The organism is Acidimicrobiia bacterium (assembly GCA_041676705.1).
Taxonomy (GTDB): Bacteria; Actinomycetota; Acidimicrobiia; order Acidimicrobiales; family SKKL01; genus Actinomarinicola.
The window spans coordinates 297,633-310,676 of the sequence record JBAYRL010000003.1 but is presented as its reverse complement, the minus strand read 5'-3'; the positions used below and the strand labels follow the sequence as shown (position 1 = coordinate 310,676).

General features: G+C 54.2%; 12 protein-coding genes. 2 read left to right on the top strand and 10 right to left on the bottom strand.

The genetic code is table 11. The features are described 5' to 3' along the window. Positions 1 to 46: 46 nt before the first annotated feature. The 7 genes from WC184_07415 to WC184_07385 all read right to left on the bottom strand — a co-directional run bounded on the left by WC184_07415 (position 47) and on the right by WC184_07385 (position 6,251). Positions 47 to 2,200, bottom strand: a complete 2,154-nt coding sequence (locus WC184_07415; GenBank protein MFA7477711.1) for an acyl-CoA dehydrogenase — start codon at positions 2,198 to 2,200, stop codon at positions 47 to 49. A gap of 206 nt (positions 2,201 to 2,406) precedes the next feature. Continuing rightward, positions 2,407 to 2,961 (bottom strand): hypothetical protein, encoded by a 555-nt coding sequence (locus WC184_07410; protein MFA7477710.1) that lies wholly within the window; start codon positions 2,959 to 2,961, stop codon positions 2,407 to 2,409. Between the two features lie 74 nt (positions 2,962 to 3,035). Continuing rightward, the gene (locus WC184_07405) at positions 3,036 to 3,356 is read right to left on the bottom strand and encodes a helix-turn-helix transcriptional regulator (GenBank protein MFA7477709.1); all 321 of its coding nucleotides are present in this window, start codon (positions 3,354 to 3,356) and stop codon (positions 3,036 to 3,038) included. Between the two features lie 92 nt (positions 3,357 to 3,448). Beyond that, positions 3,449 to 4,354 (bottom strand): methyl-accepting chemotaxis protein, encoded by a 906-nt coding sequence (locus tag WC184_07400; protein MFA7477708.1) that lies wholly within the window; start codon positions 4,352 to 4,354, stop codon positions 3,449 to 3,451. Positions 4,355 to 4,362: 8 nt separating this feature from the next. Then, complete coding sequence (locus tag WC184_07395) at positions 4,363 to 4,911, bottom strand: PAS domain-containing protein (GenBank protein MFA7477707.1); 549 nt, start codon at positions 4,909 to 4,911, stop codon at positions 4,363 to 4,365. 304 nt (positions 4,912 to 5,215) lie between these two features. After that, positions 5,216 to 5,617 (bottom strand): Hsp20/alpha crystallin family protein, encoded by a 402-nt coding sequence (locus tag WC184_07390; protein MFA7477706.1) that lies wholly within the window; start codon positions 5,615 to 5,617, stop codon positions 5,216 to 5,218. 85 nt (positions 5,618 to 5,702) lie between these two features. Continuing rightward, positions 5,703 to 6,251, bottom strand: a complete 549-nt coding sequence (locus WC184_07385) for a TetR/AcrR family transcriptional regulator (GenBank protein MFA7477705.1) — start codon at positions 6,249 to 6,251, stop codon at positions 5,703 to 5,705. Positions 6,252 to 6,460: 209 nt separating this feature from the next. On the opposite strand from WC184_07385, the gene WC184_07380 reads away from it, so the two are divergent. Continuing rightward, positions 6,461 to 7,603 carry an acyl-CoA dehydrogenase family protein gene (locus WC184_07380; protein MFA7477704.1) on the top strand — a complete coding sequence of 381 codons (1,143 nt, stop codon included), beginning with the start codon at positions 6,461 to 6,463 and terminating at the stop codon, positions 7,601 to 7,603. A 6-nt stretch (positions 7,604 to 7,609) separates the two neighbouring features. Here WC184_07380 and WC184_07375 read toward each other — a convergent pair whose 3' ends face one another. Genes WC184_07375 through WC184_07365 form a run of 3 tightly spaced genes read right to left on the bottom strand, consistent with a single transcriptional unit; the run spans position 7,610 to position 10,609 of the window. Then, positions 7,610 to 9,004, bottom strand: a complete 1,395-nt coding sequence (locus WC184_07375) for a TfuA-like protein (protein MFA7477703.1) — start codon at positions 9,002 to 9,004, stop codon at positions 7,610 to 7,612. Further along, entirely contained in the window at positions 9,001 to 10,251 is a 1,251-nt protein-coding gene (locus tag WC184_07370; protein ID MFA7477702.1) for a YcaO-like family protein, read from the bottom strand. Before WC184_07370 ends, WC184_07375 begins: the two co-directional genes overlap by 4 nt. A 22-nt stretch (positions 10,252 to 10,273) precedes the next feature. Next, positions 10,274 to 10,609 (bottom strand): hypothetical protein, encoded by a 336-nt coding sequence (locus WC184_07365; GenBank protein MFA7477701.1) that lies wholly within the window; start codon positions 10,607 to 10,609, stop codon positions 10,274 to 10,276. A gap of 288 nt (positions 10,610 to 10,897) precedes the next feature. Here WC184_07365 and WC184_07360 point away from each other — a divergent pair, with 288 nt between their 5' ends. Then, positions 10,898 to 13,030, top strand: coding sequence for a DUF6777 domain-containing protein (locus tag WC184_07360; protein MFA7477700.1), 2,133 nt, complete (start codon positions 10,898 to 10,900; stop codon positions 13,028 to 13,030). Positions 13,031 to 13,044 lie beyond the last annotated feature (14 nt).

The following is a 13,044-nucleotide window of genomic DNA, read 5'->3' as shown; positions in this document are numbered from 1 at the left end:
TCCTTACGCTACCTATGTTGCTCGCTTATTAGGCGAGCGGTAGCTACTACTTAATCAACGGGTCGCGGGGGAGCCCGAGGATGCGCTCACCAATTTGATTCCGCTTAATCTCCGAGGTTCCACCGGCGATCGACATGCCACGATGCATCATGAAGAGGCCGTGACCAATAGCTCCCAAACCATCGGTAAAGGCAGTGTCGGGGCCGTTCATTTCAGCAATGAAGGCTGCCGATTCGTGGCCTAGCTCTGACAAGATGAGCTTGGTCATGGCACCTTCGGGGCCAGGTCCAGCGCCCGCAACGGCACGGTTCACAGCCCGCAGGTTCAACAACCCAATAGCTTGGTTCTTGGCGATATAACGGCCTAGGCGGGCAGCGCCACCATCAAGACGCTCGGGATGAGCATCGAAAGTTTCAACCAACATCGATGGTGGAACGGACATACCACCTTGCCCCCCACCAATGCTGACACTCTCGTTGCCTAGAGTGGCGCGAGCGACAGTCCAACCACCGTCAACAGGGCCAACCACATCGTCGTCGGGCACAAAAACATCAGTGAAGAACACCTCGTTGAAGCCGGAATCACCGCTGGTTTGACGCAGGGGACGAACCTCAACGCCTTCAGCGTGCATATCAATCACCATCATGGTGATGCCATCGTGCTTGGGTACATCGGGGTTGGTTCGTACTGTAGCCAGGCCAAATGACGACAGATGGGCACCCGAGGTCCACACTTTTTGGCCATTGACCAGCCAGCCGCCGTCAACTCTGGTGGCTTTGGTCTTCACACCAGCGGCATCCGAGCCAGCATCGGGTTCCGAGAAGAGCTGACACCAAATAACTTCTTGGTTGAGAGCTGGCATGACCCAACGATCGAGCTGGTCTTGGGTGGCGTATTGCACCAAGGTCAGAATATTCCATCCGGTGATGCCCAGATTGGGGCGCTGAATACCAGCCTTAGCAAATTCTTGCTCGATGACCAGCTGCTCGATTGGGCCAGCGTTGCGGCCATATGGGGCTGGCCAGTGGGCAAACGCGTAACCCGAGTCAATAAGGTTGGCCTTTTGTTCAGCCTCGGGAAGGGCTTGATGCTCGGCAATGAAAGCTTGGACTTCGGCCCGGATTGGTTCGGCTTCTTCGGGAAGCTCAACCTCTTTACCTCGTGAAACACCCTTGCGGGTTAGATCAACCAAATCAGCGGCAGCGTCGTCGGGGCGAATGATGCTTCCCAGCACGATCGAGCGGCGCATATTTAGGTGGGCGTCATGCTCCCAAGTAATGGCGATGCCACCGTGTACCTGGGTATTCAGGTTGGCACAGAGATAAGCGGCATCGGCTGCTAGTGAGGCCGCCGTAGCAGCGGTGAAGGTGAAAACATCACCTCCGGTGGCAGCAGCTTTGGCGGCATCCCAAACGGCACTGGTGGCCAGCTCGGTCGCGACCGCCATGTTGGCACAGTGATGCTTCACCGCTTGATAGGTTCCAATCACACGACCGAACTGCAGACGTTCTTTGGCGTATTGGGCACCCTGGTCAGTAGAGGCTGCGGCTAGCCCGGTAGCCTCTGCGGCCAGAATAACGCGGGCTAAATCAACTAAAGCTTGAGCGCCACCAGCCACTACCGTGGCTTCGGCGCCATCAAATGAAACGCGTGCGCTGCGACGGGTGGGGTCGAGGTTGGGTGGATTTTCAACGGAGGTACCAGCACCGACTTCCACGATGGCTAGGTCGGCTCCTGTAGGCACCACGATGATGTTGGCTAATCCGCCGCCCAAGACCGTGCCCGCATCGCCTGAGACTTTGTCGCCGTTGGCGGAAACGCTTCCGCCAAGGCCAATACCGCCTAGGAGTGAACCGTCAACCAGACCTGGTAGGAGCCGGGCTTTGGTGGCCTCGTCGGCCACGGCATCGATCACGGCGCTGGCAATTGTGGTTGGAACTAATGGGCCGGGGGTCACCTCGCGGCCAGTTTGTTCGATGACCACCACTAGCTCTTCAAGGCTGTAGCCCGAACCGCCATACTCTTCGGGAATGTGGAGCCCTGGCCAACCCATGGCAACCATTTCGCCCCACAGCTCGGTAATGGGCTCGTCGGGGGTTTCAAGCAGTGTCCGTGCGGCCCTGATGGCTCCGCGGTTGGTCAAGAAATCTGCGGCTGTTTCCGCTAGAGCCTTGTGGTCTTCGGATATAGCAATCGACATATATAACGTCCTTGATTGGTCGGTACTCGAAACGGGTTCGCTTCTGCGTTAGTCCAAGTTGTAATGATGTCATGCCAAGGTGGGTCGCGCCTGAGTGTTTGAGATAAAGGTGACTTAGGGCACCGCTTGCCATTAGATCTTCGTGCTCGGCGCTGCTTAAGGCCTTGGCTAAATTGCGAGGTCGCACACATTCCGCGCGCTTGTTGCTAAACGCTGAGGCCTATCAAACGGGTGACTCGTTCGTCGTCGCCACCTAGGTGTTGGGCCAATACCCCAAGCACACGTTGCAAATCGAGAGTGTGGGCAGCAAGCATTTCTTCTAGGTCAGCCCAGTCTTTGGTGCGGTTAAAGAAAGCTTTGAAAACCGCCAGATCATTACAGTTCAGAAACGGTATTGAATGCCCGGCGAAGTTCTCGTAGCGCACTCGAGCGGCTACCTCATGGTGAAACGGGGTGGTGTTTAGAAATACGTCGAGCGGGGTTTGGTCCCACCAGAGTCGAACTTGGCCATCACGCGTTGCCACCTCAATGTCGTCGTCGCTCCAAATGAGGCCGTCGGGAAGGGTTTCAAACACCGTGCCAGCGGCTTCGGCATCTAGAAAAATGTTGATGTCGATGTCGATGGTGCCTCGGGCTTGTTGCGTGCACCAAGCCAAAGCCAATGCTCCGCCAAAGCCGTGGGGAACCTCACCAGCACTTAAAGCCAGATGTATCTCCACGATTTTGTCAACAATTGAAAGGCGAGGTTCGGGGAAGGCCATTTAGGGTTCACTCACTTAGACAACAATTGTGTTGGCACAGAAATACAGCGTGGTCTTAAGGTTTGGCTGGGGCGTTATTCAACCGGTTGAATTCGGAACTTGGGGGCCTGAAGGGTGCGAGAGTGACGGGCCGGAAATTGCGCGGCTAGTTCCAAGGCCATCTCAAGCTCATCGCCTCGGTCGAGCCCGTTGGCCCGGCGAATTCGGCGTTCTAAACGAACGTCGAGCTCGTAGCCCGCGGCACGAATTATTCGCATCATAGTGTCGATTGAGGGGCTGTTACGGGCGTGTTCGTAGGCCACCAAAGTCGAGTGTGAGGTGCCTGCGCGCTTGGCTAACTCTCGCAAACTCAGTTGTGCCGATGAGCGGGCTTCGGCGATCAAAGTTGCTTCCATACACCCATGGTATCAAATTTGATACCATGGTAAACCTTGATAGTCCGCACAGTCCTGATAGCTCTTCAGTTGGTGTATTTAGACTCCGAGAGCTATGAGAAGGCCCGCTTATCGTTTACGACGTCGGCAAGCCGGGTTCGGAGAAGCTCGCTCAAGTTAGCAAGACCGTCGTCTTGAGACCCTGAACCATTTGCTGCCACGCTGATTTCGTCAGCTTGTCGGTCGATGTCTTGAATCACATTAGAAATTTTAGCTATGGCGTCAGAAGCTGCAGCTGCAGCGGTTTGTGTTTGCCGTATATTCTGCACAATCTGACTACCTGATTCAGAGGTCGCATCTGCCAAATGTCTAATTTCTGTGGCTACTACGTTAAAGCCCTTACCGGCTTCTCCGGCACGAGCAGCCTCTATGGTTGCATTAAACGCAAGTAGCTTGGTTTGGGCGGCGACCTTCTGTATAAGGGTTGCCGCTTCTTCTATTTGTTTTGACGCCTCTTCTAAAAGGACGACAGTTTCTCTAGCCGCTTTTGATTCAGATACACCGATACCTACCGAAGTAGCCAGGGCACCAGCAGAGTTGCTTAAGTCGGTGGATGCCTCACTAACTTTCGATGCCACATCAAGTATGAGGCCATCGGCCGAACGCATTTCATTGTAGGCGTAATTAATGGTTTTGGCACCCGTGGTAAATGCGCCTTGTGTGCCCCGGGTTAGGAACTGTCGGTAGAACCTACCTTCCGCCGCTGCCTGTAGGGTTGCACTTGACTCTCGAACGTAGGCGTCGGTGTTATCGATTAATGAATTTATAGCCCAACGTACTTCCTCTAGAGCTGGGATCAGCAGGTTATCGTCGGTAAGCTTCGGAACCCGTACTTCTAAATCGCCTTGGCTAGTTCGCCGACAAACGGATGTTATGGTCGCTATGGCTGTTTCGAAGAGCTCTAATTGTTGTCTAAACTGTTGTCGTTTAGTGCTTCCAGGTTTCTTCAGTGTCGACATCTTGAACATCACAGTCTCTCTACTGACTTTGTAGCTAAACCCCAGACGTATTCATCGTAGGTTTGATTTTGTCGAGCGAGAGTTTGTTGCAATAGATCGGTGCCAGCATCAATGCTCGCTCTGCCTCGACCCGCAAGCTTTTCTTGAGTGAGTAACATTGAATAGAGCTGGCTCACTTCATTTATGGCATCTCGGTCAGGCACTCGACGGTTTGAATGATATCCAAGAACATTTCCTTGAGTGTCTAAACTCGGTGTTATGTGAGCAAATACCCAGTAATATGCGCCATCAGCGGCCAGGTTGTTTATGTATGCAAATAGTTCTTTGCCATGCCTAATGGTGTCCCAAAGTAGTTGAAAGATGCTACGAGGCATTTCAGGATGTCGGATAACGTTATGAGGTTTACCAATTAGTTCTGACTCGCTGTAAGCAGAGACTCTGATGAACACGTCATTAACGTAAGTTAATCGACCCTGGAGGTCGGTCTTAGAGACAATTACCTCATCTAGATCAAATGATCGTTCGACGCCGGTCGCTAGTACTGAAGTTTTGGCCATAAGAAAATCTTTCTGGGACACGACTCCTCAAGGCCCGAGCTGCGGTGCTGAACCTGCGACGAGTAACAAGAGCGGGTAGGACGTGGTGCAACCCTTCCTACATTGACCTTTGAGATCGGCTTGACAACACCAAACATTAGAAACGACGTTAATAGTTTTGGAAAACGATTAAACACAACCAGCAGCGGGCGGCGCACCCATTTAACCTGGTTGCGCCAGCAACCGCTCGACGACTTGGCGTTTCATGGCCGTTTGTTTAGCTCGTTAGCCGATTGGATGTTCACCCGACGGCTGATCTGCTGATTTAATCCAGAGCCAGCGCAGTATCGGCAGGCTGGATTCTTAGTGGTGCTGTGCTTGGCTCGCCCCGCAATACGCGAACGGCTAGTTGCCCTTGTGAAAGCGACGCCTCAAGGCCAGCGCCAAAGCCAGCGGGAACATCAATTTCTCGTTCGTAGCCGCCGTACTTCCATTCCTGAATCAAGTACTGTCTCGGCCCAGCGCTTCGCAGCTCGCCAAAGATTCGAAGCTTGCCATCGGCCAGCTCAATAACTACATCATCGGGTTGAACCGTCGGAAATGGTGCCACAACCACCATTGCTGCCGAGCTTTCATAGACGTTGATGGGAACGTTTTGCAGGGTCATGCTGGCTCGCGCCCGTTCGGTCGCATCAAGCACTTGTTGATGCAATGCAATGCTGTCCACTGAACACCCCCCAATTGGTGTATGACAGGAATCAAAAGTGAATTCCTTCACACCGAGGTTAGTGGTTGGGCTCTGGTTTTCCGACCTAGCGCCTTTGATTCAACTCGATACAGCGGCCCGCCAGCAGTTTTAGAAGCGTCGAGGTCACGTTCGGAACTTTCCACGGATTGTGAACACGACTAACGCCAGCCGAGAGGAGCAGTAGTGCTCGAAGTCGAGCTTCATCTTGGCGATGCCCTAGGTCTTCAAAGAGTTGGGCAAAATGTTCGAGCATGGCAAAGTCGGCGGCCTCGACCGCCGCGGCTGCTCGTTGGTCACTGCCAGCCCAATCACGCATGGCAATATCGAGCGGCCCGAGAGATTTGTTGTGGGCGAGCTCGGCCACAGCCTCAAGTCGCTCAAGGGGGTCGGCCACGGTAATGCTTGAGATCAGCTCGCGAACTTGATCACCACCGTAGAAGGTGGCCAGTTCGTTTCGATAGGTGGCGATATTACGAAAATGATGGTAGAAGCTGCCGGTGGTTAGCCCAGCCTCTTCACAGAGTGCGTCTAACTTCACCGAGCGAATCCCACCGGTTCGTAACAGTTCCTGCCCGGCTAAAAGCCAGCGTACCTTGGCAGAACCCATAGTCATAACAAAGCTCGCCCTCTTGAAATAGCCGCCAGGGTGACAGCGCAGCGTTGTTGGTGATCAGAAAAGATCTTGTGCATAGTTTGTCTTGTTGGTTGATATCCTAGATCAGTTTTACATCATATCGGATTAGGGCATGCCAGTTCTTAGGGTTGATTCTCGAAACGCTATTAGTCTGAAAGACCGAAAGCACGTTAAGCAAAGGGAATGTGATGGAACGAGATGTATTCGAGGCTGAGCACGACATGTTTCGCTCTAGCATTCGAGAGTTCTTTGAACGTGAAGCCGTACCCAACATTGAACGATGGGAAAAAGAAGGTGTTGTCGACCGCGAGTTGTTCCTAAAGGCCGGTGCCGCTGGTTTCTTAGGCATTGATTTACCCGAAGAACACGGCGGCGGGGGAACCCGCGATTTCCGTTACAACCAAATAATAAACGAAGAAGTGCAGCGAGCCGGCCTTGGCGGCTCGGGCTTGGGTATAACGTTGCACAACGATATTTGTGTGCCCTATTTCCGCGACCTCACCAACGACGAGCAAAAGTCTAGATGGCTGCCAGGTATCTGCTCGGGCGAGCTGATAACGGCAATTGCCATGACTGAACCTGGTACTGGTTCCGATCTCGCCAACATTTCTACCACTGCCATCCGAGACGGCGACTACTACCTGGTCAACGGGTCGAAGACGTTTATCACCAACGGAATCAACGCCGATTTGGTAATAACCGCCGTTAAGACTGACGCCACCCAGAAGCATCGCGGAATGTCGCTGTTGGTTATCGAGCGAGACACGCCCGGTTTCAGCCGGGGCCGAAACCTCGAGAAAATCGGTATGCACGCCCAAGATACGGCGGAGTTGGCTTTCAGTGATGCCCGCGTCCCGGTTGCCAACCTTCTTGGGGCCGAGGGCGAAGGCTTCAAGCTACTCATGACCAATCTCGCACAAGAACGGCTATCAATCGCCGTTGCTGGGGTGGCGGCGGCCAAGGCAGCCTTGGACTGGAGCGTTGAATACACCAAAGAACGCCAAGCTTTCGGCGCACCCATTAGCAGTTTTCAAAACACTCGATTCGCCCTTGCAACCTTGGCCACCGAGGTCGAAGTTGGTCAAAGTTTCATCGACCGTTGTGTAGCTTTGTTAAACCAAGATCGCTTAAGTGCCGAAGACGCTGCCATGGCCAAATGGTGGTGTACCGAGCTACAGGGCCGTGCGGTCGACCAAGGCGTGCAGCTCCACGGAGGTTATGGCTACATGACCGAATATCCCATTGCGCGTGCCTACATGGACGCCCGTATAACCCGAATTTATGGTGGCACTACCGAGATCATGAAAGAGATCATCAGTCGCTCACTCTAAGGCGGACTAAGAACCTATTTCTTGTGCTTTTCGGAAGGCCCGTTCACGTCGAATGGCACGGAAATAGGCTGCTCGATCATCAAAGCGATGGTGGGCTAAATAACTATCCAGATCATCAGGCGGGTCAACGCCGTGCACCTCGGTGAACCACCATCCCAGCAGCTGGCCTTCGTCGGCGTTCATGCCATCATCGGTGTCGGTATCGGCCTTGCCGCGGGGAGTGTCGTTGAGCTCGTGCGCCCAGGTTGAGCCAAGCGCGGCGTGTTTTTCCCGAGCTCGTTTCAACAACGTCCCGTATCGCCGATCAATGCGCAGTACATCAGTAGCTACCGGGGTTAAGCTATCGCCGAGCAATGCTCTTGACCAGGCCAAATGAGTGTCGCCAATAATGATCGTGCGTAGATCATCGACATCCATTTGTTCCTCAGCCAACCATGCCAGTACGTCGCCTTGTTCCAACAGACCCATCTCTCGTCGGCGTTCGTCGAGCATCAATTGGGTTTCATCGGGCCGCAGCTCGACCGAACGTGCATCAGCAAAGGCCGAAGCCAAAAGCCGAACCATGGCACGATCCAATATTTCTTGGTGGGCCACCGCGTCGAGCCGTAGTTCATCCATTACTTGTTCGAACTCACTCACGGTGGCTGGCAGATCATCACGGCTGCGTCCCTCAGCGATTTCAAGCCGCGCCTTCTCCCAAAAGGTGGTGTGCTCGAAATTCCAGGTCTTCGGTGCGACGCTACGACCCGAGCGGTCCCACTCCGCCATTACTTCCAACAGATGTCGTGCGTCGGCCGCCTTTTGGTTAATGGCACCCTCTGCCAACCAAGGGACTAATTTGCGCTGCACCTCGGTAGCAGCCGCTCGCTCAAGCAAGCGCAATACGGTTGGCCAACGCCGTTCGGTGTAGTGCAGGGCCTTAGAGATCTTGGCAACTTGGTCGGCCTCGTCATTAGTGATCACGCCCTCGTGTCGAGCCTGGCTGAGAGTGGCGCGAATGTTGACCATGGCATCGGTGGTGGGGCGAAAGTCATCCTGCGGTCCAAGGTGGGCCACCGCCACTTCATCGTCATCTTCAAGAACACCGTCTCGGAACCATTCAAATACGGTGCCGACACCCACCATGCCGAAAGGAAGCAGTTCGACGGCCCGAAGCGCGCCCATGCTTGAAGCGCCAAAAAGCTGTACCCCTTGTTCCATTGCCCAAAGCAATTCTTTGTGCCATGGGGCAGGAACACGTTCAAAATATCCGTCGATAATGCCAATGGCCTTCGGTCGGCCACCTAAAGCACGATAAACATCACCCATGGCGGCGGGCGGCTTCACAACTGCCTCTGGCAAGAGTCGGCTAATTTCCGCGGCTGGCAGCGATGGTCCACCGAAAATAACTAGTTCATTCACAGTGAATTCACCTTGTGTAGCCGGGCAACAAACTCTTGCGCCCTCAGGTTCGGTTGATACCAAGTTCCACCCGGCCCACGATGTTCAAGCCCTGGAACAACCACGCGGAAGACCGGAATGCCAAACTCTTCCTGGCTGAGGTCGATGGCCACAATTTCATCTAAGCCACACGCCACCAGCATGGCGATGATCACAGCGACATCGTCTTCTAGCGAATCAGTGGAGAGATCGGAAAGTTCGCCGAAATCCCTACTGGCTGTTTCCTTCATTAAACGGCGACGTTGCGAAACGCTTTCGGCGCTTTCAGCTTCGGCATATTCGCTATAGAGATTGTCGTCGCGTGCACCAGCAATATAGGTGAGTCGACTTTGTGCGGCTTCGGTCAAAGCTCGGATGAAAGCCACTTTTGGATTGAGGTGGCAGCCGTGGCCCGAGCTGATAGGCAGCGGACGCCACGGATTGGCCACTCGATCAAAAATCTCGCAGGTCAAAGTCGGTAGTCCAATATCGGACGTGATATCCCACATGGCTACAAAAACACCAGCTTCGTGGCACTGCTCTAGAAGTTCTCGACAATCGGGGTCGGTAACACTTTCGAGGTTGATGCGCCTAGTGGCACCTAATTCTTTGGGGACGAGGTCAAAGAGCGTTTTAGAATCGCGTTCAATCACTTCGCATAACCCGTGGCTAATAGCTTCCAGGGGGTGATTCCCCGATGCCAACCCGTTGGATGTCATTGAGAAGCAACCCGCCGACGGAGGCATAGGTAGCGAACAGTCGACACCAACCACCTCTTCTGGTACCCAAACTGAATCGCCACTCACCAAATCGGTGCCCTCAATCCACAACAGCTGCAATCCCGGATCCAAGGTGCCTCCATAAGAACGAGGCAATCCTTGATGTTGGATCACACGGTTACTTCGTTCGATCTCGGTGGCCGACGCCCTCCAAAGGGGCAGTCGAATGTGCTCCGAATGCCAGCCTTCGATGCTTTCCATAATTCCCGAAGCTTTGGCATGGTCTAGGGACAGACCTTTGCCTTGCGACACCGCTAGACCGCGGCTGTTTGGTCGGGCCACCATCACCACTGGAATGCCAATGACATCCAAACCAGTCACATTCGAAACCCTGGTTATCCCGAAGGTGGGAAAATGGGGCTGGACCCAGGCGATCGTCTCCGCAGGAGGCCTTACACGGTGAGTGCCTCGAAATACGCGCTTGTCGCTATTGCCGTAATCGTGAACGATCGCCCGAGTGCCGGGCTGATCGTTAGCCGATAACAGGGCCCGGTCCTTTACGCCAGCTCAGCGTGTCGGATGCTGAGATAATCACGGTCTTGTCGTTGTCGCCCGCAAACGTGGTGCCCGAAGGAACCGAGCCAAAGGGACCAAATTGGCCCCTCAGAATCTGGTTGGCTTCCTTGCCCAAGAGGGGGTTACTGAAGTCGAAACCCGAAACCTCATCAGCGCTGAAGGCTTCCTTGGCGACGGCCGCGCTGGCATCGTCAACTTTGTACTTGGCCAAGATGACCTCTGGAATGAAGTAGACCGAACCGTCGGTTCCTTCAATAACGGCACCAGTTACGCTATCCATTTGTTCTGCCACAGGTACTCCTAATTAGGGTCGCAGATCTCGTTGTGAAATCTGTTCTGAACTTGAGCACCTTGGTGAGGTGCCCGACCTACTAGACATCGAATGGCCAGGTTGGTTACACAACATCATTCGAGCTTGGTGCCGCGCATACCCGGCGGGTATGAAACGACGCTCGGCTTGGAAATGTATGTTTTTAAGGCTCGATGTAACCGAACTAGTGGCCTAGCGTCTAGGCGGTGTCGAAGTTGAAGCGGGTGCGTGATTTAGAAGCGCATCACCACAGCAGAAGGACTTAACAAAGTGAGTGATACGCCTCAAGGGCCAGGTTGGTGGAAAGCATCGGACGATAAGTGGTATCCGCCAGAACAACACCCCGACTATCAAGGCGGGTCTAGCCCCGATCCTGTTGAGCCGTCGGGCCAGCCATCCAGTGGCGATGCAGCCGTGCCACCGACAACTCCGCCAGCAGCCACGCCACCGACAACTCCGCCAGCTGCTGCAGCCGGGGTTCCGGGTGCCACAACCGGTGCACCCAATACACCAGGAGCCGCGCCCGGCGCTACTCAAACCGCCGCCAAAGAAAATGGCTCGAAATCAAAGTTGATTGTGGCCGTAGTGGCAGTCATCGCGGTGATTGCGGCCGGGTTTGTGCTGGTCAACGTATTAGGTGATGATAAAGCCTCGGCTGATGGGGTAGCTCTTACTCCTCTCGGCAAGGCCGGTGCCGACGGCTTCACCGCTTCCTTTGCGACTGAACCAACAGGTAGCTTGCGCGCTTTTGCTGAAAAGGGTGCGCCCACTACCCAAGAGGGTGATGAAGGCGACGACGAAAACACCGACGCTGACAATGCCGAAACTGGGATCGACCGCAAGGCCGGTTACAAGTCGATTTCGGGTGATGTGCCTGGCCTCTACGGCGGCACGCTCGACGAGCTTTCCTGCGATGTTGATCAGCTCAGCACGTTTTTGGCAGATGACGAGGCCAAGGCCACTGCCTTTGCGGGGGCTTTAACACTAGATCCTGCCGACCTCGATGCATACCTAGATGGTTTGACCCCAGTGAACCTAGGTTCCGACACCAGAGTGCTAAGCCACGGATTCAAAGATGGTGCGGCCGTTGCAAGTGAAGCAGTGCTTCAACGCGGCTCGGCGGTGTTGGTTGACGCTCGTGGCGTACCTCGAGTGAACTGCTATGGCGGTAATCCGCTGTTGCCACCTAGCCTGGGTGACAACGAAAGTTTCAGCGGTGACAAGTGGGGTACATTCGATCCCGCCGAAGTAGTGGCCGTCGAAGAATCCTCCGGTGACATTGATGAGTTCGACCTGATTGACGTTGAAACAGGCGAAATGTTCTCTCGGAAGGCCGGTAAAGGTGATGCCAGCCAAGGTCGTGATCGTCCTGCCCAAACCGGACGTCCAATTGATGGTGAAATTGAGCTTGACAAGGTTTACAACGACCGTCTTGAAGACGACCGGCTCGAAGCCCGCTACACCTTTATTGCCCCCGACAGTGGCGTAATAACCTTCCGCCTGGAGAATGATCGCGAAAGCACCAACTCCGTACGTGTCGAAATATATAACGTAGGCTCACGCCTCTACAACAAGCGGATAAACCCCAACGATTCGACCGAGTGGACGCTAGTGCTCGACCACGAAAGTGGCGGCCAATTCGAGATAATCCTTGACGAAGGGCCAGCCCTTTACAGCTTCGAGCTGGCATCGGATCTCCAGAAAGATGCTGGTCAACAAGGTGATGCCGGAAGTAGTTACGACACCGCGTTTGAGATCGAGGCAGGCGAAAAGGTTAACGGACGGCTGGGCAACCATGACCGCCTTGACACCTATCTGGTGGAATTGCCGGCCGGTGTGGTGTTCTCCTTCACAGCCGAGACACCACGTGACTCCAGTACCGTCAAATATGAGATCTATTTTGAAGGTTCAAGGGTCTTTAACGGTCGTGTGAATCCTGGTGGCAAAACTGAATGGAGCCAGCTGTTCTCGGACAAAGAAACCGGTTACCTAGAAATCTACGTGACCGAAACCGAAGGTGCCTACAGCTTCCAAACCGATATAACCCCGCAAGAAGATGGCGGTATTGAAGGCGACGCACCCGGTGACTTGGCCTCGGCACGGTTGGTGCCGGTAGGTGAGGAACTAAACGGTCAGGTCGGTGGGCGTGATCCGGCTGACTACTACCTCTTTGACGTGACTGACGCCAACATGACTTTCCAAATTGCCAACGCTGCTACCAGCATGAATACGCTCCGTTTTGAAATTTATAATGAATCGGGTAACCGGCTCCTTTCGCATCGGGTAAACCCAGGTGCCAACGATCAGCGTGAGTTTGAAGCAGAAGTTGGTGAGCGATACGCGCTTTACATTGATGAAGGGCGGGCCGAATACACCTTTGGATTCAACATCTCAGGTGAATAGGCAGAAGCAACAGC